Origin of the sequence: Paenibacillus sp. NPDC058174, assembly GCF_042883865.1 — a bacterium.
GTDB lineage: Bacteria > Bacillota > Bacilli > Paenibacillales > Paenibacillaceae > Pristimantibacillus.
Genome location: NZ_JBHVUY010000005.1, coordinates 171707 through 198199 on the forward strand (window position 1 = coordinate 171707; position 26493 = coordinate 198199).

Annotated in this window: 21 protein-coding genes and 1 pseudogene; 21 read left to right on the plus strand and 1 reads right to left on the minus strand. The window is 46.6% G+C overall.

Going from position 1 to position 26493, the window contains the following annotated elements:
* Together ACFVVF_RS22720 and ACFVVF_RS22725 are read left to right on the plus strand one after the other, a co-directional pair.
* Nucleotides 1-1995: immunoglobulin-like domain-containing protein (locus tag ACFVVF_RS22720; protein ID WP_387814548.1), on the plus strand; the 1995-nt coding region annotated here is incomplete at its 5' end.
* 326 nt (nucleotides 1996-2321) lie between these two features.
* Nucleotides 2322-3149, plus strand: coding sequence for a hypothetical protein (locus ACFVVF_RS22725; protein WP_387814550.1), 828 nt, complete (start codon nucleotides 2322-2324; stop codon nucleotides 3147-3149).
* A gap of 164 nt (nucleotides 3150-3313) precedes the next feature.
* Here the strand turns inward: ACFVVF_RS22725 and ACFVVF_RS22730 are convergent, their stop codons facing one another.
* Complete coding sequence (locus ACFVVF_RS22730) at nucleotides 3314-4225, minus strand: DsbA family oxidoreductase (RefSeq protein WP_387814552.1); 912 nt, start codon at nucleotides 4223-4225, stop codon at nucleotides 3314-3316.
* Nucleotides 4226-4451: 226 nt separating this feature from the next.
* Here ACFVVF_RS22730 and ACFVVF_RS22735 point away from each other — a divergent pair, with 226 nt between their 5' ends.
* The 19 genes and pseudogenes from ACFVVF_RS22735 (at nucleotide 4452) to ACFVVF_RS22825 (ending at nucleotide 26487) form a co-directional block, all read left to right on the plus strand.
* A complete protein-coding gene (locus tag ACFVVF_RS22735; protein ID WP_387814553.1) occupies nucleotides 4452-4805 on the plus strand; it encodes a winged helix-turn-helix transcriptional regulator in 354 nt (117 codons plus the stop codon).
* Between the two features lie 37 nt (nucleotides 4806-4842).
* Entirely contained in the window at nucleotides 4843-5391 is a 549-nt protein-coding gene (locus ACFVVF_RS22740) for a hypothetical protein (RefSeq protein WP_387814555.1), read from the plus strand.
* Nucleotides 5392-5828: 437 nt separating this feature from the next.
* Nucleotides 5829-6710 (plus strand): class I SAM-dependent methyltransferase, encoded by an 882-nt coding sequence (locus ACFVVF_RS22745; RefSeq protein ID WP_387814557.1) that lies wholly within the window; start codon nucleotides 5829-5831, stop codon nucleotides 6708-6710.
* 104 nt (nucleotides 6711-6814) lie between these two features.
* On the plus strand, nucleotides 6815-7354 hold the full coding sequence (locus ACFVVF_RS22750; protein WP_387814559.1) for a GNAT family N-acetyltransferase: 540 nt from the start codon (nucleotides 6815-6817) through the stop codon (nucleotides 7352-7354).
* A gap of 623 nt (nucleotides 7355-7977) precedes the next feature.
* Nucleotides 7978-8535 carry a phage tail protein gene (locus ACFVVF_RS22755; RefSeq protein ID WP_387814561.1) on the plus strand — a complete coding sequence of 186 codons (558 nt, stop codon included), beginning with the start codon at nucleotides 7978-7980 and terminating at the stop codon, nucleotides 8533-8535.
* A gap of 24 nt (nucleotides 8536-8559) precedes the next feature.
* Nucleotides 8560-9060 (plus strand): phage tail protein, encoded by a 501-nt coding sequence (locus ACFVVF_RS22760; RefSeq protein WP_387814563.1) that lies wholly within the window; start codon nucleotides 8560-8562, stop codon nucleotides 9058-9060.
* 10 nt (nucleotides 9061-9070) lie between these two features.
* A pseudogene (locus tag ACFVVF_RS22765) lies at nucleotides 9071-9244 on the plus strand (phage tail protein); the annotation flags it as partial.
* A gap of 12 nt (nucleotides 9245-9256) precedes the next feature.
* Nucleotides 9257-9589, plus strand: coding sequence for a phage tail protein (locus tag ACFVVF_RS22770; protein WP_387814767.1), 333 nt, complete (start codon nucleotides 9257-9259; stop codon nucleotides 9587-9589).
* Nucleotides 9590-9670: 81 nt separating this feature from the next.
* Nucleotides 9671-14440, plus strand: coding sequence for an S-layer homology domain-containing protein (locus ACFVVF_RS22775; protein WP_387814565.1), 4770 nt, complete (start codon nucleotides 9671-9673; stop codon nucleotides 14438-14440).
* Nucleotides 14441-14803: 363 nt separating this feature from the next.
* Nucleotides 14804-15379 (plus strand): GNAT family N-acetyltransferase, encoded by a 576-nt coding sequence (locus tag ACFVVF_RS22780; RefSeq protein ID WP_387814567.1) that lies wholly within the window; start codon nucleotides 14804-14806, stop codon nucleotides 15377-15379.
* A 175-nt stretch (nucleotides 15380-15554) separates the two neighbouring features.
* The gene (locus tag ACFVVF_RS22785) at nucleotides 15555-16262 is read left to right on the plus strand and encodes a DNA alkylation repair protein (RefSeq protein WP_387814569.1); all 708 of its coding nucleotides are present in this window, start codon (nucleotides 15555-15557) and stop codon (nucleotides 16260-16262) included.
* 338 nt (nucleotides 16263-16600) lie between these two features.
* Nucleotides 16601-17884 (plus strand): ABC transporter substrate-binding protein, encoded by a 1284-nt coding sequence (locus tag ACFVVF_RS22790; RefSeq protein ID WP_387814571.1) that lies wholly within the window; start codon nucleotides 16601-16603, stop codon nucleotides 17882-17884.
* A gap of 109 nt (nucleotides 17885-17993) precedes the next feature.
* Nucleotides 17994-18881, plus strand: a complete 888-nt coding sequence (locus ACFVVF_RS22795) for a carbohydrate ABC transporter permease (RefSeq protein ID WP_387814573.1) — start codon at nucleotides 17994-17996, stop codon at nucleotides 18879-18881.
* A gap of 5 nt (nucleotides 18882-18886) precedes the next feature.
* Nucleotides 18887-19711 (plus strand): carbohydrate ABC transporter permease, encoded by an 825-nt coding sequence (locus ACFVVF_RS22800; RefSeq protein ID WP_387814764.1) that lies wholly within the window; start codon nucleotides 18887-18889, stop codon nucleotides 19709-19711.
* A 37-nt stretch (nucleotides 19712-19748) separates the two neighbouring features.
* On the plus strand, nucleotides 19749-21566 hold the full coding sequence (locus tag ACFVVF_RS22805; protein WP_387814575.1) for a sensor histidine kinase: 1818 nt from the start codon (nucleotides 19749-19751) through the stop codon (nucleotides 21564-21566).
* Between the two features lie 2 nt (nucleotides 21567-21568).
* Entirely contained in the window at nucleotides 21569-22342 is a 774-nt protein-coding gene (locus ACFVVF_RS22810; protein ID WP_387814577.1) for a response regulator transcription factor, read from the plus strand.
* 11 nt (nucleotides 22343-22353) lie between these two features.
* Entirely contained in the window at nucleotides 22354-24135 is a 1782-nt protein-coding gene (locus ACFVVF_RS22815; protein WP_387814579.1) for a glycoside hydrolase family 35 protein, read from the plus strand.
* 28 nt (nucleotides 24136-24163) lie between these two features.
* A complete protein-coding gene (locus tag ACFVVF_RS22820; RefSeq protein ID WP_387814581.1) occupies nucleotides 24164-25312 on the plus strand; it encodes a Gfo/Idh/MocA family protein in 1149 nt (382 codons plus the stop codon).
* A 17-nt stretch (nucleotides 25313-25329) separates the two neighbouring features.
* The gene (locus ACFVVF_RS22825) at nucleotides 25330-26487 is read left to right on the plus strand and encodes a trans-sulfuration enzyme family protein (protein ID WP_387814583.1); all 1158 of its coding nucleotides are present in this window, start codon (nucleotides 25330-25332) and stop codon (nucleotides 26485-26487) included.
* The last annotated feature ends 6 nt before the right edge of the window (nucleotides 26488-26493 follow it).

Genomic DNA, 26493 nt, shown 5'->3' on the forward strand with positions numbered 1-26493 from the left:
AAGGTGATCCGTCCATCCTACACGGCGGGAGATAAAGACGTAACGCTGACGGCAACGATTACGAAAGGCGGCGTAACGGAAACAAAAACGTTCACAGTAAAGGTAAAAGCAAGTTTGCCGACCGACGCGGAGGCTGTAGCCGATGATAAGGCTGCGCTGGAAGTAAGCTTTGGGAGCGGCGACAGTGCAACGAACGTGACGAAGGACCTGACGTTGCCTGCGGCGGGAGCAAGCGGCACGACGATTACTTGGTCTTCCAGCGATGCGACTGTTATAGATGAAGACGGTAAGGTGATCCGTCCATCCTACACGGCGGGAGATAAAGACGTAACGCTGACGGCAACGATTACGAAAGGCGGCGTAACGGAAACAAAAACGTTCACGGTAAAGGTAAAAGCAAGTTTGCCGACCGACGCGGAGGCTGTAGCCGATGATAAGGCTGCGCTGGAAGTAAGCTTTGGGAGCGGCGACAGTGCAACGAACGTGACGAAGGACCTGACGTTGCCTGCGGCGGGAGCAAGCGGCACGACGATTACTTGGTCTTCCAGCGATTCGAATGTCATCGCTACTGACGGTAAGGTGACCCGTCCATCCTACACGGCGGGAGATAAAGACGTAACGCTGACGGCAACGATTACGAAAGGCGGCGTAACGGAAACAAAGACGTTCAGGATCACGGTGAAAGCACAAACGGCACCTGCCAATGGTAGCGGTAACGCTGGATCAACGCCAAGTCCAAACGTTGATACGGTTATCGTATTGGTGAACGGCAAACAGGAAAGCGCGGGAACGGCTACAACCGGCAAGCGGAACGATCAAACCGTTCTAACGATTACCATTGACCAGAAGAAACTAGGGGAGAAGCTGGCTTCCGAAGGCCAGGGCGCCGTCATTACGATTCCGGTCAACACGAAGTTTGATGTAGTCGTTGGCGAACTGAACGGCCAAATGGTCAAAAACATGGAAAATCAAAAGGTCATTTTTGAAATCAAAACAGATCATGCGACTTACAAGGTTCCTGCGCAGCAAATGAATATTAATGCGATATCCGAACAAATCGGAAAGTCGGTGGACCTGCAGGACATCAAGGTACAAGTTGTAATCGCCGCGCCAACCAACGACTCGGTGAAAGTGGTGGAGAATGCGGCAGCGAAAGGAACGTTCACGCTTGTCGTTCCGCCGGTTGAATTTACTATTAGAGCTGCGTATGGAGAAAAGACAATCAACGTATCAAAATTCGATGTTTATGTCGAGCGGACGATCGCTATTCCGGACGGTGTCGATCCGAAAAAGATTACAACAGGCGTAGTGGTTGATCCCGATGGCGCAGTACGCCATGTACCGACTAAGATCGTACTGATCGATGGCAAGTATTATGCTGTTATTAACAGCTTGACCAACAGTATGTATACTATCGTATGGCATCCTGTTGAATTTAATGATGTTGCTGGCCATTGGGCGCAAAATGCCGTGAATGACATGGGATCGCGGATGATTATCGAAGGAACCGGAGGCGGCCAGTTCAGTCCGAATCGACACATCACCCGCGCCGAGTTTACGGCGATTATCGTTCGGGCACTGGGGCTGAAGCTGGAGAACGGTTCAATGCCCTTCTCGGACGTGAAGACAACTGCCTGGTTTAGCAGCGCAATTCAGACAGCGTATGCCTACGGTCTGATCGGCGGAGATAACGACGGGACATTCCGCCCGAACGACAAGATCACGCGTGAACAAGCGATGGTGATACTTTCCAAAGCGATGAAGATTTCCGGACTGAAAAGCAAGCTGTCCGCTCAACCAGGAGATGCAATACTTCGGTTGTTTACAGATGCCTCAGAAGTATCCGCATGGGCGCAAAGCAGCGTCGCGGATAACATTCAGGCGGGCATTGTATCGGGAAAAAGCGCAACTCAGCTTGCACCGAAGGATTACATGACCAGGGCAGAGGTTGCAACCATTATTCAAAGACTTTTGCAGAAATCAGACCTGATATAACCTACTACGTTATATATTTGAATAGAATTTTCTAGTGACTTTTAACTGAAAAGCAGATGTTCAAGAGAGTGTCCTTAGCTGGGCACTCTCCCTTTTTGTGTAGATCGAGGTATATTAGGAGTTTTCGCATCGAATACTGTTGAATGGAATGCATGAGCAAGGGGTACCTCCTAGACACGAAAATGTGAAGATCCAAATTAATCTTACTGGCAATTGCAATTTGTTAGATGCAATTGGCGCCTTAGAGAGCTAGGTGAAAAAGGCAACTGTCCTCGGAAAAGTCTAGGGACAGTTGCCTTTAATTAAGATATAATGTAACTATATTAATGGAAATTAGAGGAAGAAGGAAGATTCGTTTGTCCTCTCCAAGAAGAGTGTTCTTAAACCTTTCTTATATTTTATTGGGTTTGTGGCTATTAATAGTTGTTTTATCTAAATCTTATATTTTATTCGCAGTATTGCTGTCTCTACCTGATCTCTTATTAACGGTTTGTTTAATGGGAATGGGGATTTATTTACTGTTTGCTGCAAGAGGATGGAAATGGGAAGAACGCATTGTATCGATTATATTAGTCTTACCTTTTATTTGGTTATTCATCTGGCCAGTAGTTCATGATGAAATACAACTGTATAGAACTGTACCGACGGATGAAATTGTAAAAAAATTTGTTAGGAACAAGCACGCAGGAAGTGCAGAAGTGTTAGATACGTCGTTACTAATGGCTGATTATGATTCTGGAAGCAAGAACTTAAAACTATTTTTTAAGGTTCAGCCGGATATTTTCGTTCCAGACGAAGAACGATTCCATGGTTCATTTAAGGATGATCCGGTTCGCTCGGCAAAAATTTTCATGAATGTGTTATTTATTAATTTGATTAAGCAACCGAAAGAGTTGACGGAAGTCACTAAAGTTCCAAAAACGATTGAAGAGCATGGATATTGGGGAGATACTTTAATCCTCAAAGCGAACTACGAAAAGAGTGGGGGGGAATATAAACTGATTCCTCCTTATCCCGACGTAAGCTTAGTTAGCACAAACGGTATGTGGTATTTGAAGTACACAGTGGAAGGAAAGGAAGGGGAAATATACATCGCAGATGTTCCAGGCGTGGATATTAATAACAAACTGATATCTAATCCCGAATCTCCCTAGTTTTCTTCTCCGAGATTCAAGAGAACGTCCTGTGCAGGGCGTTCTTTTTGTTTTGCGGGCAATGGAGTTATTAAAATTACCAGAAGCAAATCGAAGGCGAAGAGTGTAACTAAATAGTCATGGCGCAGGTCAAGAAATTCGATTGCTACGCCATAACTAGTCGTTTATTTTTTCTTAATATACATTTCACCTAGAATCTCATGCCTATTATATTGATCTAGGTTAAGGGACTGCTCAACGAATGAGGATACTGATTCTTTAGATAGATCATACATGGTTTCAATTTCTTTGGAAAAAAAGCACCACGAATTTTTGTCCATCCAGTTTTGTAAAGTTGGAATTTCGGCAGGAATAGGAGTGTCATCAAGGACTTTGCTTAAAGCCGACACATAGGCTTCGAGTTTCTGTGCACCTACTACTTTGAGTCCCGTGTTATCCTCATTGACAATAATAACTGTAGGGAATCCGGTTGCGCCGAAGTTTCTTGCCAAATCAAAATCTTTCTCCATCAGATCATAAGCTCTATCTTCGTTGGCCGTTTTAACAATACTTTCTCCATCTAATCCAATTTGATTGACAATATCGATCAGAACCTGATTATCACTAACGTTTTTGTTGAATGCAAATACAGCCTCTCTCGTTTGTCGGAGAAAATCATGAGCCTTCGCGGGAGTTTGGTCCTGAATGACATGAAACACTCTTGTTGCCGGGTATGAAGATTGGATAGGATTATCATGCCAGAGAGTACCATCGATTGGCATGCGCGAATGAATCCCAACCTCTCTCCAATGTTCAGCTACATCAGCTGGTTTTTGAATACCGTTAGATCGGTCTGAAAAACCATCCCAGCCGGGGAGCAGCCCGCCCAAAACCGTTTTGAATTTGAAATAGTGGCCATATTGTATGAGAAAACGATTAAGTACGGGTTCAAGTGCCCAACAATGTGAACATATTGGATCCGTAAAATAATATAGCGTAACTTTTGTATTTTGGTTGTTAAAGTTGATTAGTTCGTTTGATGTTTCCTCGTTGACACCACAAATACCTGTTTCAAGGTTACAATTCATGTTGTTCATTTACACATACCTGCCTTTCTTTAATGAATAAGAATCGCGGATACACACTGCTTATCTGATTGTTTTTAATGCTTTTGACCACTGATACTCTGCTGGTATATCAACAATTTCGAACGCAGCTGTTATGGCCGGCCATGTAGACAATTATATTTAATTGTTTTAGAATAACAAGTACTATTATTATTCTTTCTTAGTATTAAAAACGTACTAAAGGAGCTCGTTTACAGTGGAAAATAAAAAAAGTATTCAAGATATCTGCCCTGCTACTTTTGCATTTGATATAATCGGTAATAAATGGAATCTGCCTATATTATCTGTTTTATGCAAGAATGGATCTGTGCGATACAACGAGTTGAAAAGACTGTTACCAGGTATAACCGGGACAATGCTAACTAATTGTCTTAAAGAGCTTACTGCGAATGGAATTGTGCATAGGGAACAGTTCTTTGAGATACCGCCCAGGGTTGAATATTCATTAACCAATTCAGGTGAAGAGTTAAGTCCCATCATCGAATCCATTGTAGTTTGGGGAAGAAGAAATATGGAGACGCTGCGGGGAAATGATACTTTATTGAGCTAAAAGCTAAACTGATCAAGCGAAAGGAAGGGATCTACATATGAAAGAACAATCCGAACAGCTTATTGAAATGCTAGGTCATCCGTATAATCCCAAGAGTGTTCAAGGCCTGCTGCAGTCATTCGGCGTCAAAAGAATGCCAAAGCCAAACAGTTATTTCAACGACGATATCATCTGGTCTCCTAAATCATCGATACGTATAGATATTTACCGCCCGCCGAAAATAAATGATTTGACTGGACTCCAATATACAAATCAGGATGAATGGATTGTTGGTGCTGTACATTTTCTTGCTCCGGGGTCGGATGATCGAATTAAAGCTCCGTTTTCCGGATACCTACCCCAGGGAATTACAATGAGCTCAACACCAGATGAAGCGATAGAGGCTTATGATCAGCCACAATTAGATGAACAATGCGAGTGGCCCGGATTTTCCGGCCGAATCTTAGCCTGGCGCAAGCCGGGTATAAATATTGCAATTGTATACGAGGACAGTGAAACTAGCAGCAGGATGATAAGCTTCCAAGCTTGTTTAATTGGCTGTATAGGCGCTTGGCGAAACGATAATCCGGAGGTTTTTGCTCCTTAATTTCCGCTTCCCTTCACTTCTGTCGTTGACGTATGAGCGAGCATGTTGCTCACCTTGCTATTCTAGTCGAGTGGAAAACAGGTATTGTACCTGCCTCCACTCGATTTTTTTTCAATGAGGAAATGAAAGGTTTGATCGATCTTGGGGGCAATCAAGTTTTTGTTGGAAGAGGTTGTCCCGGTTGCGGAATCGCCTGACAAGGTAATCTTGCTTGATAGTACGGTCAGACAGGGGGGGATGAAAGCAATAAAAAAGCCGCCACGTTCGTGACGACTCTGTTTTTGACATAGTTAAAGCAAGGGATTGTTTTCCAAACCCTTACAATAGTAGTATAAACGATAGGAAAACATAAGTTTATATTTTTCCAGAAAAAAACAGCATCCTTACATGGGCTGAGGATGTGCAGCATATCAATTCCAGATAGGGAGTGCAGTGTTATGGGAGAATATTATTGGGACACGCAAATTGAATATCTGCGTAATTCCAGAGATTTATTTTACAATGATGATTATATTGAATTCTTAGTAAGAATGGTTTGGAAAATCGAAGCTCCTGTACATCTGATTGATTTTGGTTGCGGATACGGCTATTTAGGGCTGAAGCTGCTGCCGCTATTGCCAGAGGGTTCCACCTATACAGGAGTCGACTTGGGCGGTAAGCTGCTTGAGGAAGCGCGAGAACTATTCGCCAAGCTCCCTTACAAGACGGAATTTCTGCAAGGTGATATACAGGAGATTGAGCTGGAAAGAAAATATGATCTAGCTATTTGCCATGCCTTTTTGCTTCATGTGCCGAATCCAATGGAAATACTCAAGAAGATGAAAGACTGCGTCTTTGATACAGGAAAAGTGATAACGTTCGAGCCTCACTGGATAGCGAACGCATCAAACTTTTACTTGCACGGGCATGAGCAATCGGAGTTTTATCAGTTAGGATTCCTCCAGAAGCTCTATGAACAAGATGCCGCCCGGAGCGGAAAAGACGGTAACATAGGTATGAAGATTCCTGTATATCTGAGCCAATTAGGTTTGAACAATATCGAATGCAGAGTATCGGACAAAGTAAATTTCCTTCATCCTCATATGGAGGCCGATAGCCAAAACAAGCTGTATACCCGTTTAGTTGAGAGCGGTTATGCAACGGCTCCTGGTGAGGAGAGGGATGTTTTTATAAGGGGACTTATCGAACGCGGAGCTTCTCAAGAAGAAGCTGCGATCCAGTACGAGAATGAGCTTTTGCTGTCGAAGGCATTTCATATGGAATCGTACCTTACGTATGCTTCTAATATGAAGATTACTTTTGGGACTGTGGTTAGATAATTTTCGGTTATTCGGTATAATAACGTTAGAAGATTTAATCTTTATCACATTATGTTGAAGGCATTGCAAGTTAGTTTACCTTCACAAAAAAATGGAGATAGCCTATGAATACATTCAATAACATTACAACAGACCGGTTGATTATCCGAACGCTTGAGATGATAGACCGGGATGCTTTTTATAAGTATCGTTCGATGCCTGAGGTTTATAAATATCAATCGTGGAAACCCGAGAATATTGGCGACAGTGAGGCGTTTATTCTTGCGAATATGGCTGTTGTGCCAAATACAAGCGATACATGGCTTCAGCTTGCAGTTTGTCTGAAGGATGGTCAGCTTATCGGAGATATCGGCATTCATTTTATGGATGACGGTTTTCAGACAGAAATAGGCTACACCTTCGCTCCTGATTTTCAAGGCAAAGGGTATGCTTCTGAGGGGGTTAGGGCAGTCATCGATTACTTGTTTGCCGGTCTTGGAAAGCATCGAATTACAGGCTCAGTGGATCCCGACAATATGAAGTCGATAAGACTGCTTGAAAATCTCGGCTTTAGACAAGAAGCTCATTTTATTAAAAGCTATCGGATGAATGATCAATGGTATGATGATTGCGTTTATGCTGTTTTGGCAGACGAGTGGAAGTGAGTTTGTTATTAAGAGTAAATGGGGCTATTTGCCTCTGAGTGGCCAAAAGGGGATGCGAGCGATTCGCATCCTCTTTTTTTTATAGTTAGTGGTTTGAGACACAGATATGATTCGGAAAACATGCTGATTTTCATGCTATTGCATAATAAATACCTCGTTAAAATATTAAAAATACTCCTTTCTAGGTATAGAGTAATCCTTGAAATTGCTTTATTTTAGGGATTAAACTGTCGTTTTTAATTTGCAGACAACGGGAGGATTAGGCGAGGAAGATATGGATCAGTGGAGCAATATGGAGACTGCGTTGTATTCATCTATTTTTACTGTTTTTATGGGGTTGGTTTTTTATTTTAAATTGTGGTGGGAAGGTCCTGGTGTAAGCTGGAGGGTTACCAAATGGTTTTTTGGCATTTTGGTTATCGTCGTATTGATTGTTGGAATACTGGTTTACTTTTTGATCTGAGGGATTAAGCTCAATCTATACATGTTATAAATCCTATCTCTGAATTATGGGAATCGACAAATTAATTTCTATTTTATAGCAAAAAACACTAGACAAGTATGAGTGCTCGTGTGACAATTTCTAATATATACTAATTTTCTCGAAGGTTCGACGCGTTTCGATGTTAGCTTTTCAAACAAAGAATGATTTTGACCATGATGAAGGGGTTGAAGCTATGAGTGAACGCTACTTAGGAGAGATTCGGATATTCAGCGGCAGCTACGCGCCGGTGGGCTGGGCTTTCTGTGACGGATCCATTATACCGATCGCAGAAAACGAGGCTTTATATGTATTGCTCGGAACAACGTATGGCGGAGATGGTTTTTCAACATTTGCTTTACCTGATCTGAGGGGAAAGCTGCCGATTCACGCGAGTCAAAATTACCCTCTTGGATCCATAGGAGGCAGCGAATCCGTGACTATTACGACATCGCAATTGCCGGCACATACCCACTTGGTGGCGGCAAACGCAAATGCAAGCAATTCGGGTGCGCCTCAGAATCAGTTCTTTGGAATCAGCAATGAAGGCAAATCTTACACAACCGACAGTCCGAATGGTCAAATGTTGCCGACTTCGGTAGCTCCTGCCGGTGGCAGTCAGCCGCACGACAATATGATGCCATATCTCGTAACCAATTATATTATTGCCACTTCAGGCATATTTCCCTCGCAATCTTAATTACGCTATTTAGGAGGAATATCGATGTCTGCCGAACCTTTTATTGGAGAAATTCAGGCTTTCCCTTACGGCTTTGCGCCTAGAGGATGGGCTGCTTGCAATGGTCAAATAATGAATATCAGCACTAATACAGCATTGTTTGCGGTGATTGGCGTTACATATGGAGGAAACGGTACGACCAATTTCAGGCTACCTGATTTAAGGGAACGAGTGCCGATTAGTGAGACTTCCCAATATCCGGCCGGTCAGGCCGGAGGAGAACAAAGCCATACACTGACCACACAAGAAATACCCGCTCATAACCATGCCTTATTAGCAAACAGCGAGCCTGCAACTGTGAGCAAGCCTGCAGGAGCGGTTTGGGGAAGCTCTTCTTTCAATATGTATGCCAGCAGCTCTGACTCCGTAATGAGCCCGAATGCGCTTGGCGTTGCGGGAGGCAGTGCTCCGCATTCCAATTTGCAGCCTTTTTTGACACTCAATTACTGTATTGCCCTAAACGGGATATACCCTTCAAGAGGATAGGAGGCTAACGATGGATGCGTATATTGGTGAAATAAGGATTTTTGCTGGAAAGTATGCTCCTTATAATTGGATGCTTTGCCAAGGCCAAGTGCTGAATATTTCTAGATACCCCACTCTGTATTCGATAATTGGCGTCCAATACGGAGGAGATGGCAGGACGACTTTCGCCCTTCCTGATTTCAGAGGGAGAGCACCAATGTCATTTGGTCAAGGCCGCGGCTTATCTAATCGTTCAATCGGCGAATTAGGAGGCAGTTCTTCTGTCACGCTAATTAACAATGAAATACCGTCTCATACCCATGTTCCGGGCAGTCAAACCTCGCAAGGGACTGCTGCTCCGGCTAACGGCTTGTGGACGTCAACTGCTGGATTACGGGGCCCGTCTGCATATGCGACAACGGGAAATGTCCAGATGAATCCAGCGGCGGTTCAATTAACGGGAGGCAGCCAGCCTCACAATAATATGCAGCCTTATCTTCCAATGAATTTCATTATTTGCATTGATGGAGAATTCCCGCAGCGACAATAGCGGTTATACCCGTTCGCTTCACGACCTGATGCCGCGAGGAGCTCAGGTCTTTTATCTGTGCATATTTAAAGGGGGCAGTTCATGTTGAAGGGGAAAAAACGACTTCTGTTTCTAATTGTGGCATTGTTCGCCGGTTTGTTGTCGCCGGCTGCCGGCAATTCATTGCAAGCGGCTGGAGGAACAACCACTCAAGCAATTAGTACAGAAGCTGATTTGGTGTGGGACAGCGTGTTTGGTGTCTTTGACAATGATACGCAAGGCCGAATTTATGTAGGCACAGGCCCTGCTCATGAGATGTATACAGGCCGAGGTGCTGTACGCTTCAATCTAGGAACTGGTCCTCTTCCTGGCAGGCCGATTAAGTATGAGCTTCAGCTTTATGTGAATTTCAAGGAGGGAAACAATCTTAACAGCTCCTATTTAGACGTATTCGGTTCAACGGATGACAGCATGACTAATGCCGATGGGTCCTTTTTTCCTTCATCAACAACGACGGAATCTGTACGAAAAACAAATGCTGAGATTCCTCCAAGCGGCAACATGATCTTTGACGTTACGTCAATCGTTGAAAGTATTACGAGTGCGGGGGACCGGCAAGCTACATTTGTTATTAAAGGAAATGAAGCAATATTAGACGCACGCGTTTTTTTTGCTTCGAAAGAGCATGCCTCTCCCTCGTATCAGCCTAAACTAATTGTCACTTATGCGCTTAATAACCCGCCTACCGGCTCAATTACCATTAATAGCGGTGCGGCATATACGAATTCAAGCAATGTAACGTTGAATTTAACAGCATCCGATTCCGATGCAGGCGACGTGCTCCAGATGAAGTTCTCCAATGACAACACGACATGGTCTTCATGGGAAAATGTTGCTTCCAGCAAATCCTGGACTCTGGCGGGAGGAGACGGGCTTAAGACGGTCTACTATCAGCTTACGGATGGCACGGATATTGTCACTTACTTTGTTGGAATCATACTCGACACTGTTAAGCCAATTGTATCCGGGGTGACGGACGGAGGACTTTATAATACGAACAAGACGGTTACTTTCAATGAAGGAACGGCTACCTTAAACGGAAGTGCCTTCACATCCGGCACCGTAGTGAGCGCTGAAGGTGTCTATACGCTTATTGTGACGGATGCGGCAGGCAACGTAACTAACGTAACTTTTACGATCGACAAAACTCCGCCGACTGTAAATGGAGTTGTGAATGGACAAAGTTACAATACGGACCGGACGATCACGTATAGCGACGGAACGGCTACCTTAGACGGTTCTTCGTTCACAAGCGGTTCCACCGTTACTGCAGAAGGCACACATACACTAATCGTCACCGATGCAGCAGGTAACAGCAGAACGATCACATTTACGATCGACAAAACCGCTCCGGTCGTATCCGGCGTTACCCATAACGGACTTTATAACTCAAATAAAACCGTTACTTTCAACGAAGGGACGGCTACCTTAAACGGAAGTGCCTTCACATCCGGTACCATCGTAAGTGCTGAGGGTACTTATGTTCTTGTCGTAACGGATGCGGCAGGCAACGTAACTAACGTAACCTTTACCATCGATAAAACTCCGCCAACCGTGAATGGAGTTGTGAATGGACAAAGTTATAATACAGACCGGACGATCACGTATAGCGACGGAACGGCTGTTTTAGACGGAGCTCCATTCACGAGTGGTTCGGTCGTTACTGCGGAAGGTACACATACACTGACCGTCACCGATGCAGCAGGCAATGTCGCGACGATCGTATTTACGATCGACAAAACCGCTCCTATCGTATCCGGCGTTACGAATAATGGGCTCTATAACACAAATCAAACGGTTACCTTCAATGAAGGAACAGCAACCTTGAACGGAAATGCTTTTACTTCCGGAACCGTAGTGAGCGCTGATGGCGTTTACGTTCTTGTCGTGACGGATACGGCAGGCAACGTAACAAATGTAACCTTTACGATTGATAAAACTCCGCCAACTGTAAATGGAGTGGTGAATGGACTTAGCTATAATACGGACCGGACGATTACGTATAGTGACGGAACGGCTGCCTTAGACGGAGCTCCATTCACAAGCGGTTCGGTTGTGTCTGAGGAAGGGGAGCATACGCTGATCGTAACCGATGCAGCGGGCAACGTGACAACGATCGTATTTACGATCGACAAAACCGCTCCAATCGTATCTGGCGTTACGAATAATGGACGTTACAACACAGATCGAACGATTTCCTTTAATGAAGGGACAGCTGCGTTGAATGGAACCCCATTCACAAGCGGTTCCATCGTTTCTGCGGAAGATGATTACACGCTGGTCGTCACCGACGCGGCGGGCAACGTGACGACTCTTGCTTTTACCATTGATAAAACAGTCCCTTCAGTTACAGGGGTAACAGATGGTGTAAGTTACAACACAGACAGAACGATCGCCTTTAACAAAGGAACGGCAACCTTGAATGGGGCGCCGTTCACGAGCGGCTCGACTGTTTCGGCAGAAGATGATTACACGCTGGTTGTAACGGATACGGCAAGTAATGTCACAACTGTTAATTTCACCATCGATAAAACAAAGCCAGAGGTTACAGGTGTTGCGGATGGGGCGAGGTACAACACAGATCGCACAATTTCCTTTAATGAGGGAACGGCAACCTTGAATGGAGCGCCGTTCACAAGCGGTTCAGTTGCTTCAGCCGAAGATGATTATACACTTGTCGTAACCGATGCGGCAGGCAATGTGACAACGATCGATTTCACGATCAATAAAACGGCTCCCTCGGTTACAGGTGTAACAGACGGCGAGAGCTACAACACGGACCGAACAATCACTTTTAACAAAGGAACGGCTGTCTTAAATGGGGCGCCGTTCACAAGCGGCTCGACAGTTTCCGCAGAAGATGATTACACACTGGTCGTCACCGATACGGCGGGCAATGCTACAACCGTCAATTTCACGATCGATAAAACAAAGCCAGCCGTTACAGGTGTAGCGGACGGAGCGATATACAACTCCGACAAGACGATTATCTTTGATGAAGGGACGGCAACGTTGAATGGATCGCCATTCACAAGCGGTTCGACTGCTTCAGCAGAAGGTGATTACACGCTGGTCGTGACTGACGCTGCGGGCAACGTGATAACTCTTGCTTTTACCATCGATAAAACGGCTCCTGTAGTTAGTGGTGTGACTAATGGCTCCAGCTATAATACGGATCAAACGATCACGTTTAATGAAGGAACAGCAGCTTTGAACGGCAATCCATTCGTGAGCGGCACGGTTGTCAGTGCAGAAGATGATTATACGCTTGCTGTGACCGATGCAGCAGGCAATGTAACAACCGTTTCCTTCACGATCGATAAAACAGCTCCGGTCATTACCGGCCTGACTTCTGGAACAAGCAGCTATACGAGCCCGTTAACGATTGGATTTAACGAGGGTACGGCTACCCTGAACGGCCAGCCTTTCCTGTCTGGAACGAGAATCGCTTCTTCCGGTGACTATACGCTGGTCGTTACCGATGCGGCAGGCAATCAGTCGACCGCTGCATTTACTTTGAATATCCCGACTCCGCCAGTCCAACCGCCTGTGCAGCCGCCGGTGCAACCCGGAACTGGACTAGAGATAGAGATCAATGGCGTTAAGCTGAATGATCTGGGGAAAGGAACAGCAGCCGTAATTAACGGAAATAAAGTGACGACGGTAACCTTCGACGAGACGAAATTGTTGCGTTATCTGGATGCCTTGCCGAAAAACCCGTCTATTGTAATTCCGGTTTACAATAATTCTGATCGCGTTCTTCTGCTCTTGAACGGTCAGCTTATCAAAGTATTAAATGATAAAAATGCTGCCATTCAGATTAAAACGGAGCTTGCCTCCTATACACTTGCTGCAAATCGTATCGACTGGAGTCTTGTTGCGAAGGGCTTTGGTTCTGAGGATGCGCTCCGCAATATGGCGATCCATATTGAGATTGCCAAAGTTCCGGATAGCGAGCTTGCATCTGCTGCAATTAAATTAGGAATCGTGTCACCGGCAATTGATTTTAAGATAACGGCAACACATAGCAACAAAACGATTGAAATTAACAAGTTCATCCGCTATGTTGAGCGGGCAATCGCTATCCCGGACTCGGCAAATTTAGCAGGTAAGATACTAACGGGCGTTACGATTGCGAAGGATGGCAAAATTGTGCCCGTACCTACTGTAATCGTGAAGGAGAATGGCAAATCCTTTGCGGTCATCAGCAGTCTGACGAACAGCGTGTATGCGGTTATCGCGAACGAAAAAACGTTTGCTGATATTCAGAAGCATTGGGCAAAGCATGATATTGAGCAAGCAGCAGCTAAGCTGATCGTTCAAGGCGTATCCGAAACAAGCTTCCAGCCTAATAAGCAAATTACCCGAGCAGAATTCACAGCGATGCTGATCCGGGCTCTCGGCTTGCATGTGTTCGAACAGCCTGCGAGCTATACGGATGTCAAGAGCGGTAGCTGGTATTATGAGACGGTCTCTATTGCGGAAAGCTATGGACTGGTATCGGCAAGCAAAGGCGGCCTATATAATCCTAATGAGAAGCTGAGCCGGGAAGAGGCCATGGTGCTGCTGGCCAAAGCTATGAAGCTTGCCGGCATGGAGACAACGATCACGGAGAGTGAAGTGACCAAGCAGCTTCAAACATTCAAGGATGTTAAGTCGCTGGATGTATCCGCAAGAGAAGCAGCGGCGCTGAATATCAAGTATGGGATCATCGTTGGCAATCAAGGCCAGCTCAAACCGGATGATGTCATAACACGCGCGGAGACGACGGTTATTTTACAACGTTTCCTTGAAGCGGCGAAGCTAAGCTAGAACAAATTCATATGCACAGATGTGAAAGGTAATGGCTTGTTGGCCATTACCTTTTCTTTTTAAGCGCCTGCTCAGCATGCTCGCATGGCACGGAATGAGAAACAAAATGCAAAAGTGCAGGCTGATGAGAGCAAAAAGGCTCGAAACAGCCATTAAAATGCAAAAGTGCATTTGAAATCGCTGGATTTGATGTTTGGAAGGCTTTCTAGAGCGATCAAAATGCACTTTTGCATTTTTATTCGTTGTTGGCTTGAATGACTAGTGGGCAGAACGTATGAACAGGAGCCATCTTTTGTTTTAGTAAAAAGATGGATGACCTTTCTGCTAGCGGTACCTATAATAAGAAACAGGAGGCGATAAAGAATGAACATTGAAGCTGTTTTTGAACAGTTTCCGATTCTCCAATCGGAGGAAATCCTGCTGAAAAAGATTGAGGCTCGTCACCTTGACGAAGTATTCGAAATCTATGACAATGACACCGTATTTGAATTTTGCGGCATTATTCCGAAGCATAATAAAGATACAGTTAAAAATATGATCGGCCATTTCGAGAGAGACTATAATAAAAGATCCAGAGTGAAGTGGGGGATATTTGCAGCTGCAGAGCCTGATCGGCTGCTGGGCATTATTGAAGCAATGGACTTTAATCAGAAGGTAAGTGCCGTAACGGTGGGCTACTTTTTAGCGGAAACGCATTGGGGAAAGGGTATCGCTACGGAAGCGGTAAAGGTATTGCTCCCGTTTTTGTTCAATGATGTCAACATCAATAGAATTCAGGCTGAAGTGATGCCTGGCAACGCCGCTTCCAAGAAGGTATTGCTTAAGAATGGCTTCATTAAAGAAGGAACATTAAGGCAATCAGCTCTATGGGCAGGTAAAGGGGTTGTCGATTTAGAAATATACAGTATTCTTAAGGAAGACTATCTAGGGCGTGTCTGAAAACCCGTTCAGTGGCACCTTTCACCGCCTTTCCGCCCCCTGCTTCGTTCCGTTTGCTTGATGTACCCCCGGGTACGCCTTCACAAACGCGCCTTGCATGGAACGAAAATTCGGCAAAATTTGCTGCCCTCAGAGTTCTCAGACACACCCTAAGAGGATAAGGATGTGCTTAGTGATGGATTTAGAAATGGTCATGCAGGAGCTTGAAGCGCTGGGCAAGGAACGAACCAAAAAGATGTATGTGTCTAATGGCGCGCATGAGCCGCTTTTCGGCGTGGCTACGGGCCAAATGAAGCCCATCTTTAGAAAAACAAAAATAAACCAGCCGCTGGCGGAGCAGCTTTACGCGACAGGCAATTATGACGCGATGTATTTTGCCGGGATCATTGCGGACCCGAATGGAATGACGGCGGCTGATTATGACCGCTGGATCGATGGAGCTTATTTTTATATGATATCCGATTTTGTCGTTGCAGTTACACTGGCAGAAGCAGATATTGCACAAGATGTAGCGGATAAATGGATTGCAAGCGGCGAAGAGCTGAAAATGTCGGCGGGCTGGAGCTGCTATTGCTGGCTGCTAGGAAATCGGAAGGATGACGAATTTTCGGAAAGCAAGCTTGCGGGTATGCTTGAAATGGTGAAAAATACGATTCATGATGCACCTGAACGGACGAAATATGCGATGAACAATTTTGTGTATACGGTAGGGGTATCCTATGTGAAGCTTCATGATCAGGCGATGCAGACGGCGAAGGAAATAGGCCCGGTAGAGGTTGACCGGGATAAGAAGAAAAGCAGTTTCTTGATCGCTTCCGAACGTATTCAAAAAGCGGTTGATAAAGGGGCTATTGGCTTCAAGCGCAAACATGTACGATGCTAAATTCCCAAAAATACTAACCTGATTGGGGGTTAGTATTTTTTTGTTTTCATCGGGGCATGTATGTTTACAAAGGTTACGCACACGATATTTGAAAGAGCGTTCACTATCATAACACAAATTTATATGTCAACTTAATTAACATATAAATAACGCACAATTCACTCATTTTTAAGATTGGGAAAATGTAAACGAAACCAATCTCAGAAAATGGGACTGGAAATTCTGAAAAACAAAATATAGCCAATAAAAACAAAACAAGACCATTTGAACGTTATGTAATTTAACATAATATTGGGTTAGGCAACAAGGCCGAATTGAAATGGGGAGGAAATAAAGAGATGAAGAAAACAGCAAAGATAACGCTTGTATTATCGATGTGCATGATGTTGTTGGCCGCTTGCGGCGGCAAAGGAAATGATACTAACGCCACGCCAACTGCTTCTCCTGCTTCAAACGAAACCGCTTCCACAGACGGAGAACTGAAAGGCACGATTACTTGGGCTACGCACCGTACCGAGCTGGTAGACACGGACTTGAAGAGATACGTGGAAAAGTTCGAAGCGAAATATCCGGGTACGACGGTCAAAATCGAAGGTTTGAAGGATTACGAGCAAACGATTCGTGTACGGATGGCCGGCAATGAATTGCCTGACGTATTGTCCTTGGTAGAAACAACGAAGGCTGATCTGCCTACCTTCTATGAGCCATTGGACGATCTGGGCCTGAACGACAACATTTACTTCAAGGACTATAACTCCTATGAAGGCAAGCTGTACGGCATTACACAGCAAACGGCGATCAACGGCCTCGTATACAACAAGAAGGCTTTTGAGAAAGCGGGAATTACCGCACCGCCAAAAACATTGGATGAGCTGTTCGCCGTTGCAGAGAAGCTGAAGGCGGCAGGCATCGTTCCAATGGCGACAGCCTTCAAAGACGGCTGGACGCTGCAATACTGGACGGATCCGGCAGAATTCATTTACGGCAGCACGAGCCTGCGCAACGATAAGATTAATACAGACACACCATTCACAGTAGACGGCCCTTATGGACAAGGCTTGGGCATCCTTAAGCAGCTCTATGATAAAGGCTATCTGGAGAAGGACATCTACTCCGCAAGCTGGGATCAGACACAGAAAGACATTGCAACGGGCAAAACCGCGATGATGTACATCGGCAACTGGTTTTTCTCGAACCTGATTGCTGCAGGCTTGCCGTCGGAGGATATCGGCTTTGCTCCGCTTCCTTTTGACAACAGCGGACAATTTAAAGGCATGATGCGTAATGACTGGGCATATGCAGTGAGCGCTCAGAGCAAGAACAAGCCGCTTGCCAAAGCTTTCGTGAAATTCATGCTGGAAGAGTCCGGAGACGAAGCGGATCATATGATCATTTCCCCGCTGAAAGACAAGAAACAGGATCTTCCGCAGCTGACGGAGTTCATGAGCTACGAGCCAACGATGCTGGAAGCTCAATCGGTAGATACGAAAGTAACAACGGCTGAGAACAAAATGCAATTCAATGTGTTCAAATTTATTCAAGAATCCACGGTAGGCAATCTTCAAACCGTGTTTGATGACTACAACAAGAAGTGGAAAGCAGCCAAAGAAGCAACGAAATAAAGCAGCGTTACACTAATAGTCTTGCTATGACCGACAAAATGGATGGCTGGTCTCCCCGGATTATCCATTTTGTCGTCCTTATTTTTATCGGCAGGAGAGGGGAGAGACAATGATCAACAAGCTAAGCTACAGCAAACAAAAGGGCATCCTGATCATTTCGTTTCTATTTGTTCCGTTATTATTGCTTTGCTTATTTTCACTATATCCGGCAGTTTATCTCGTCTATTTAAGCTTCATGAACTGGGACGGATACAGCCCGGTCAAAACCTTTGCGGGTTTTGCCAACTACAAGGATGTGTTTGCCAACAAAGAGATCTGGCAGGCCTTCTCGCATAACTTCGTCTATTTGGGCTGGGGGCTTCTGCAAAACGCAGGCGGCCTGGTATTCGCACTGATGCTCAACTCCAAGCTTCGCGGCCGTAACGGCTATCGGGTGATGCTGTTTATGCCTTATATTATGAACGGCGTTGCCGTCGCTTATATGTTCAACTATGTGTTCAACTCGGAGTATGGCTCGCTGAATACGTTATTGCATAGTGTAGGACTTGATTCGCTAGCGATCAGCTGGTTTGGATCTCCCAAAATCGTCAACCATGTTCTAGGCTTCATTACGCTGTGGAAGTTCCTCGGACTTAATATGGTCATTTATTTAGCGGCTCTTCAATCGGTGCCTTCGGATATTATTGAAGCAGCCCGTATTGACGGCGCATCGCGGATGCAGACGATATTCCACGTCATTCTTCCGAATATGGTAAGAGTCATCGAACTGAATCTGTTCCTGACGATTATCGGTACGCTGGAAATCTTTGATCTGCCGTTCTTGTTAACGAAAGGCGGACCGCTGGGCGCAAGTGATACATTCCTGACGAAGACGGTCGAGATGGCGTTCAAATTCAATAATTTCGGCATGGCTTCCGCAATGAGCCTTACCTTGATCGCCGCCGTTATTGTCATTCTAAGCGTGCAAAGATTGGTTACCCGGAGGTGGTCAGATTGAATACGATGCGATTCCAGCCGCTATCATTCGTTAAGCATATTTTTATATGGATAGCCATTGCTGTGATCATTTTCCCGCCTTATGTTCTCGTAATGAATGCATTCAAGGACAAGCAGGAATTTACACAGACGAGCGTTTTCAAGCTGCCGAACAGCTTTTTGAATTTCGACAACTTCATTGATGTCCTGCAGCGGGCTCATCTGGATAAAGCGTATCTAAACACGATTACGATCATCGTTATCGCGGTTGTCGGCAATATTTTGCTCGGAACTATGGTCGCTTTCGTTCTAGGGCGTTTCGATTTCAAGTTGAAAAAAGCGGTCATGGGCGCTTATATCGCAGTGTCTTTTGTTCCGACGATTACGACTCAAGTTGCTACCTTTACGGTGATTAATAATCTGCATCTCTACAACACGATATGGGCGTCCATTGTGCTGCATTTCGGAACGAACGTTTTGCAGATATTCATCTACCTGCAGTTCATTCGCAACATTCCGAAGGAGCTGGACGAGGCGGCAATGATGGAAGGCGCATCGTTGTTCAAAATCTACCGGACGATCATCTTCCCGCTGCTGGCGCCGGCAACGGCGACTATCGCCATTATTAAGACGATCGATATTTACAATGATATGTTCATCCCTTACCTGTACATGCCGTCCCGGAGCTTGGTCGTAGTCTCTACGAGCTTGATGAACTTCTCTTCGGAGCGCAGCACGGAGTGGGAGCTGATGTCAGCGGCGATTCTGATGATTATGGTTCCGATCGTCATTCTTTATTTATTCTTCCAGAAGTACGTGTTTGCCGGAATTGTAAGCGGTGCTGTAAAATAGCTGTACTTGCAATCTCGGACAACTAGGGGGAACGGGCATGAGAAAAGGGATTAACGGAAGCGTATTCCAAAGGCTGGCTGAACGGTCGTGGATCATCTTCGCCAACCTGAATATGCAGCAGAAGCTGCTGATCGTTTTCCTGTTTCTTGTCTGTCTTCCTGTTGTGATGGTCAGCTATGCGTCATCTTATTATTATTCGCGGTCGATTAAGGACAATACGATCGCTTATGCGACGGAATCGACGACCAAAATGCTGCTGAAGCTTGATGATTATGTGACGGATCTTTACAATATGTCAGCTATGCCTCTCTACAATAAAGAGTTTCTGGAAATGCTGGCAGACCCCAACATCGAGCTTCAGAAAAGCAAATCGATCTATACCTATATCGAGAACTTGAACAAAATAAAGCCGGAGACGATGTCGGTATACGTATTCGACAATTACGGCCGGGTCTATTACAATATCAAATCCCTGTCTACCCGCAATAATCTGGACGAGATCAAAGGGGCATGGGCAGAGATTGCTGCGCGGGGCAGCGGCCGGCCTCAGCTTGTCAGTACAAAGGAAATTTCAACGTACAAAGACTCCTACTATGCGTTCTCTGTCATTAGGCAGTTGAAGCAGACAACGGATATGAGTCCCATCGGCTATATTGTGTTCGATACAAATATTACTGCGATTAACCGGCAGATGCAGGACTTCGATGCGGTTACGAAAGGGAAGACGATTCTCGTTGATGAGAGCAATATGGTTGTTTTCGATAGCGAGGGCAAGCTTGCCACTAAAAACCTGTCGAATGATGAATCCCTTCGGCTCGCTGCAGCGGACAGAGGCTCCTTCCCTATTGAGGTAGAAGGCAAATCTTATATTTGTACGTATGCGAAGTCTTCTCTGACCAATTGGAAAATGTTCGTCTATATTCCCGTTGAAGAAGCGACGCGTCAGGCAGCGGTAACGCGCAATATTACGCTCATTACGACGGGTGTGTTTGTTACGATTGCACTGCTGTTCGCAATCGCTATTTCTTATGCGCTTACCCGGCCGCTTATTAAGATTAAGACGCTGATGCAAGAAGTGCAGACGGGCAATCTGGAGGTCAGCTTCAACCAGAAATACCGGGATGAAGTCGGGATGCTTGGCAGACATTTCAACATTATGGTCAATCGGGTCAGGGAGCTGCTTGAAGAGGTTAGGTGGACGCAGAACCGTAAGAAGGAAGCTGAGTACGCGGCATTGCAGAGTCAGATCAACCCGCATTTTATCTATAACACACTAGAGACGATCCGGATGAAAGCGGAAATGAATGACGATGAGGAAGTCGCGGATATGACGTTTACGTTAGGGAAGCTGCTTCGTTACGGGGTTAATCATGAGGAACAGCGTGTAACGGTCGGCCAAGAGCTGGCCCATCTGAACAATTATATGCTGCTGCAAAATATGCGGTTTGCGAATAAATTTCAGCTCATCAATGAAATTCCTCAAGCGGATTATAGCATCCCTTGCATTAAGCTGATGTTCCAGCCGATTGTGGAGAACGCTGTTCATTACGCTTTTAAAAACAGGCTTGGTGAAGGTTTGATCCGTATCTCCATTGTGCATGAGGGCGAGGATGTTGTCTTTATCGTTGAAGACGACGGAAGCGGGATGGATGCCCAGCGGCTCAAGGCGATAAGAGAGCACATGGCGGGAACCCGTGAGCTTCCTTCGGGCAAGGGCATTGGGCTTCGCAACGTAAATGATCGCATTAAGCTGCAATACGGGGAATTGTATGGCCTGCATGTAGAGAGTGGAGAGAACAAGGGAACCCGGGTTACGATCAGGCTGCCAGACAAGCGGCTGCGGGAGGAGGGCTAGTTATGCTTAAGGTGATGGTGGTCGATGATGAGGAACATATCCGTCAAGGCATTGTGAAGATTCTATCCCGGTATCAAGGGGAGCTGGAAATAGCGGGCCAGCATGCGAATGGTCTTGAAGCGCTGTTTCAAATCTCAAGCATGGAAGCCGGCGATCTGGATCTGATTCTAACCGATATCGAGATGCCGATGATGAATGGGCTCGATTTCATTGCGCAAGCCAAAAGCAAGCTGCCCGATCTGTGTGTCATTATGCTTAGCGGCTACAATGACTTCGAATATGCCCGCCGGGCGATGCGAGCAGGAGCGACAGATTACTTGCTGAAGCCCATGGACAAAGTGGAAGTGTTCCGGTTGCTCGCCCAGTGCGAGGAGAAGAAGCTTGCCGCTCTCCAGCGTAATCAGACGAAAGAAGTTACGCTGCCAGCCGCAGCGGCCCCTGCAACTGAGAAGACGATCGTGGAACGCATTCGCAAGCTGCTTGGGAAAGAGTACGGCAGAGATATTGATCTGAAATATATATCCGGCGAGATCGGTCTGAGTTCAAGTTATATCAGCAAAGTGTTCAGCCGGGAGACGGGGGAGACGATTACCGATTGCCTGAATGGCATCCGGATTGCAAAAGCGAAGCAGTTTTTGCGGGATCATCCAAACCTGAAGGTTTATGAAATTGCCCATAGCGTCGGTTATGGCGACAAAATTTATTTTCAGAAGCTGTTTAAACGAATGGTTGGCGTAACTCCGCTGGAGTACCGCGGGGGTGCGCTGGAGAGTTAGGGGAGAGAAGGATGGCTTCTTTTGAAATTCAAGAAAACGGGTTTGTGTATGATGGCAAGCCTTTGCGTATCATTAGCGGCGCGATGCATTATTTCCGGATCGTTCCCGAATACTGGGAGGATCGGCTAAGAAAGCTGAAGGCATGCGGTTTTAACACGGTAGAGACCTACGTGGCATGGAATCTGCATGAGCCGAAGGAAGGTCAATTTCATTTCGAAGGGATCGCCGATCTCGAACGCTTCATACGTCTAGCGGATGAGCTGGGGCTGTTCGTTATCGTTCGCCCGAGTCCTTACATCTGTGCGGAATGGGAGTTTGGCGGACTTCCGTCCTGGCTGCTTGCCGATTCTAATATGAGATTGCGCTGCAGTCACCAGCCCTTTCTGGATAAAGTAGATGCTTACTATGATGTGCTTCTGCCGAAGCTGAAGCCGCTCTTGTGCACCTCCGGCGGTCCGATTATCGCGCTGCAGGTTGAGAACGAATATGGCAGCTACGGCAATGACAAGCGCTATTTGGAATATTTGCGGCAAGGAATGATTGACCGGGGGATGGATGTGCTGCTATTCACCTCAGACGGCTCAGAGGATTATATGCTGCAAGGGGGGACGCTTCCCGGCACGTTGGCTACACTGAATTTCGGCTCCAAGCCTGAGCAGGCATTCGAGAAGCTGCTGCAGGTTCAGCCGGACAAACCGCTTGTCTGTATGGAGTACTGGAATGGCTGGTTTGATCATTGGGGAGATGAGCATCATGTCCGGGGATACGATGATGTGAAGGATGTGCTGGACCGGATTTTGCGAATGGGCGCTTCCGTCAATTTTTATATGTTCCACGGGGGAACGAACTTTGGCTTCTACAACGGGGCCAACCATATTGATTTCTATGAACCGACGGTAACGAGCTACGATTACAATGCGCTATTGTCCGAGTCAGGGGATATTACCGACAAGTACTTGGCAATCCGCGAGGTTATCGCGCAATACACGGATCTCTCTGATGAGCCGTTGCCGCCGCCTTCGGTGAAGAAGGCTTATGGGGAAGTTCAGCTCACAGAACGCGCGCTGCTGTTCCCTTCCTTCGATCAGTTAAGCTCGCCGATTCAAAGCGTCTATCCGGAAACGATGGAGCGGCTTGGCCAGGACTACGGTTTTATCTGGTATGAGACCGATCTGTCCGGTCCGCAAACGAACTGCGAAATTATGCTGCAGGACGTGCATGACCGCGCACTCATTTATATCGATGGAATCTATCAGGGTGTAGTAGAGCGCTGGCGTGAGGGAGAAGCTATTACAGTGGATGTTCCGCCTTCTGGAGCAAAGCTGGGTATTCTTGTAGAGAACATGGGCCGGATTAATTACGGCGCACGGATGAGAGATGTGAAAGGGATCACCGAAGGCGTGAAGGCGGGAACCCGTCAATATAATCAATTTCTATTTAACTGGACGATTCGTTGCTTGCCCTTGGACGATCTTTCGGGTATTCGGTATGAGCAAACTTCGGCCGGATCAGGTGATGCATTGCTGGAAGCAGGCGGCTCGCCGGCATTTTACAAAGGGACGTTCCATGTGAATGAAGCAGCCGACACCTTTCTGAAGCTGGACGGCTGGGTTAAGGGATCAGTATTCGTCAATGGATTTAATCTGGGTCGTTATTGGGAGAAGGGGCCGCAGAAGACGCTGTATGTGCCAGGTCCGCTGCTGCGCGAAGGTGCTAATGAGATTGTAATCTTTGAATTGCAAGGAACGAAGAAACCAGTTGTCAGCCTGCAAGATTATCCGGAATTAGGTTAACCGTCCGAGGCAAGGGAGAGATACTTTTATGAAAATCGGAATTATCGGATACGGAACGCGGATGAATTATTTTCTCGATCGCCTTCTTGAGCTTGAGCGCGGAGTTGCTGTCGCGGCGGTTGCGGATATCGATCCGGAGAAAGCGAAAGCGCTGCTGCTGACCAAAGGAATCGAAGGAGATGCTGTTCGCTTCTATACGGATGCAGATGAGATGCTGGAGCGGGAGGCGCTGGACGGGGTTATGATTGGAACCCGCTGTACGCTTCACGCTGAGATGGCGGCAAAGGTTATGAAGCGTAATTTGCCGTTGTTTTTAGAAAAACCCGTTGGTGTCACAGCATCAGATTTGGCTCAGCTTCAGCAAGCGGAATTGGAATCCTCATCTCAGGTAGTCGTCTCATTCCCGCTAAGGAGCACGCCGCTCGCTCAATTGGCCAAAGAAATTATCGATTCAGGGCGGCTGGGCTCCATCGAGCATGTGCAGGCGGTCAATAACGTCCCTTACGGGAGCGTTTATTATCATAGCTGGTACAGAGACGAGACAGAAGCGCACGGATTGTTCCTGCAGAAGGCGACCCATGACCTTGATTGCATGAACTACTTGATTGGTCTTCGCCCGATTACGGTCGCGGCTATGGAGTCCAAACGAGTGTTCACAGGCGATAAGCCCGCGCAGCTTCGCTGCGGCGATTGCGGGGAGTTTCATACCTGTCCCGAAAGCCCGTACGTGCTGCAGAAGTTTAGCCAAGAAGAGGTTACAGGTGATCTGTGCGCCTTCGGCGTAGACACGGGCAACCATGATTCCGGTAGCGTACTTGTCCGATATGAGACCGGGATGCATGCTGTGTATTCGCAAAACTTCTACACTAGAAAATCTGCTGCCCTAAGGGGAGCCAGATTAATTGGATATAAGGGAACGCTGGAATTCGACTGGTACCAGGATGAAGTGAAGGTTCATATGCATCATACGCCAAGGGTGGATCGCTATAAGCTGGAGGCAGCCAAGCTGCCGCACTTTGGGGGCGATGCAGCTCTGGCGTTGAATTTCATCGGTGTGATTCAGGGCACAGAGAAGTCGCGCACGACTCTATCTACAGGGATCTCCAGTGCGCTCATGTGCTTGAAGGCGGAAGCGGCAGCGAAGTCCGATAGCTATCAGACTATAGATCTGACATAAGGAAGGGGTCATGCCAAGTGGGTGAACGACGGATACAGCATTCGCTTGTGACACATGATGAGCACGATGACAGGCATTACGGAGCGGTTCATGTCCCTGTCTATGACAGCAGTCTTTTTACGTTCCCTTCCGTTGCCAAGATGGATCGTGCAGATGAGGAAGGCAGCTACACGTATTCCCGTGGCAACAACCCTACGGTTAATGAATTAGAGCGCAAGCTGGCCCTGCTGGAAGGCGGGGAGCGGGCGAGATGCTTCGCTACAGGGATGGGGGCGATATCGGCGGCCGTTCTTTCGGTGGTACGTGCCGGGGACCATATCGTATGCGTGAATCAAGTCTATGGGCCTGCAAAGAGATTGATGGGTGAATATTTGCACCGTTATGGAGTGGAGACCGATTTTGTCGACGGCTCGGATCTGATGGCTATTGAGGCGGCTATTCGTCCGAATACGAAGCTGCTCTACTTGGAAAGTCCTTCGAGCCTCCTGTTCGAGCTGCAAAATCTTAAGGCTTGTGCACAATTGGCTCGCAGACAGGGTATTCGGACCATCATCGACAATACGTGGGCTACTCCATGCTATCAGAATCCGTTAAAATACGGCATTGATATGGTCGTCCATTCGCTTACCAAATATGCAGGCGGCCATAGCGATGCGATGGGCGGTGCCGTCATAGGCAGCGAACCTTTAATCGGAGAGCTGGACCGCAACGAACTGGTGCTGCTCGGAGCAGTTATGCAGCCGCAGGTTGCTGCTTTGGTCATAAGGGGACTAAGAACGCTGCCGCTGCGGATGGAGCGGCATCAGAGCGGAGCAATGGCTGTAGCGGCTTATTTGGCTTCACTGCCTTTTCTAGATCGCGTTCGTTATCCGGGACTTCCTTCTCATCCGCAGCATCAGCTGGCGGAGGAGCAAATGTCCGGTTATGGCGGCCTCCTCTCCTTCGAGGCAGGCTTAGACCGAGAGAAGCTTATGCGATTTATTGATCAGCTAACCTATTTCCGAATCGGCTTTAGCTGGGGCGGTTATGAGAGCCTCGTATCGCTGCAGGAAAGAATGGCTGATCCTCCCGGACGCAATATTCCTGTAGTCAGATTATATATCGGGTTAGAAGCCCCCGAAGATTTAATACAAGATTTAGCGGCAGCGTTTCAAAGCGCCGGATTTCATAATTAAAGGGAG

Coding starts and splice junctions, on each gene's coding strand:
- ACFVVF_RS22750 (WP_387814559.1), top strand. CDS start 6,815: ATGAATACATTCAATAACATTACAACAGACCGGTTGATTATCCGAACG.
- ACFVVF_RS22730 (WP_387814552.1), bottom strand. CDS start 4,225: ATGAACAACATGAATTGTAACCTTGAAACAGGTATTTGTGGTGTCAAC.
- ACFVVF_RS22790 (WP_387814571.1), top strand. CDS start 16,601: ATGAAGAAAACAGCAAAGATAACGCTTGTATTATCGATGTGCATGATG.
- ACFVVF_RS22745 (WP_387814557.1), top strand. CDS start 5,829: ATGGGAGAATATTATTGGGACACGCAAATTGAATATCTGCGTAATTCC.
- ACFVVF_RS22785 (WP_387814569.1), top strand. CDS start 15,555: ATGGATTTAGAAATGGTCATGCAGGAGCTTGAAGCGCTGGGCAAGGAA.
- ACFVVF_RS22815 (WP_387814579.1), top strand. CDS start 22,354: ATGGCTTCTTTTGAAATTCAAGAAAACGGGTTTGTGTATGATGGCAAG.
- ACFVVF_RS22775 (WP_387814565.1), top strand. CDS start 9,671: ATGTTGAAGGGGAAAAAACGACTTCTGTTTCTAATTGTGGCATTGTTC.
- ACFVVF_RS22800 (WP_387814764.1), top strand. CDS start 18,887: ATGCGATTCCAGCCGCTATCATTCGTTAAGCATATTTTTATATGGATA.
- ACFVVF_RS22770 (WP_387814767.1), top strand. CDS start 9,257: ATGTCATTTGGTCAAGGCCGCGGCTTATCTAATCGTTCAATCGGCGAA.
- ACFVVF_RS22740 (WP_387814555.1), top strand. CDS start 4,843: ATGAAAGAACAATCCGAACAGCTTATTGAAATGCTAGGTCATCCGTAT.
- ACFVVF_RS22820 (WP_387814581.1), top strand. CDS start 24,164: ATGAAAATCGGAATTATCGGATACGGAACGCGGATGAATTATTTTCTC.
- ACFVVF_RS22780 (WP_387814567.1), top strand. CDS start 14,804: ATGAACATTGAAGCTGTTTTTGAACAGTTTCCGATTCTCCAATCGGAG.
- ACFVVF_RS22805 (WP_387814575.1), top strand. CDS start 19,749: ATGAGAAAAGGGATTAACGGAAGCGTATTCCAAAGGCTGGCTGAACGG.
- ACFVVF_RS22795 (WP_387814573.1), top strand. CDS start 17,994: ATGATCAACAAGCTAAGCTACAGCAAACAAAAGGGCATCCTGATCATT.
- ACFVVF_RS22810 (WP_387814577.1), top strand. CDS start 21,569: ATGCTTAAGGTGATGGTGGTCGATGATGAGGAACATATCCGTCAAGGC.
- ACFVVF_RS22760 (WP_387814563.1), top strand. CDS start 8,560: ATGTCTGCCGAACCTTTTATTGGAGAAATTCAGGCTTTCCCTTACGGC.
- ACFVVF_RS22755 (WP_387814561.1), top strand. CDS start 7,978: ATGTTAGCTTTTCAAACAAAGAATGATTTTGACCATGATGAAGGGGTT.
- ACFVVF_RS22725 (WP_387814550.1), top strand. CDS start 2,322: ATGGAAATTAGAGGAAGAAGGAAGATTCGTTTGTCCTCTCCAAGAAGA.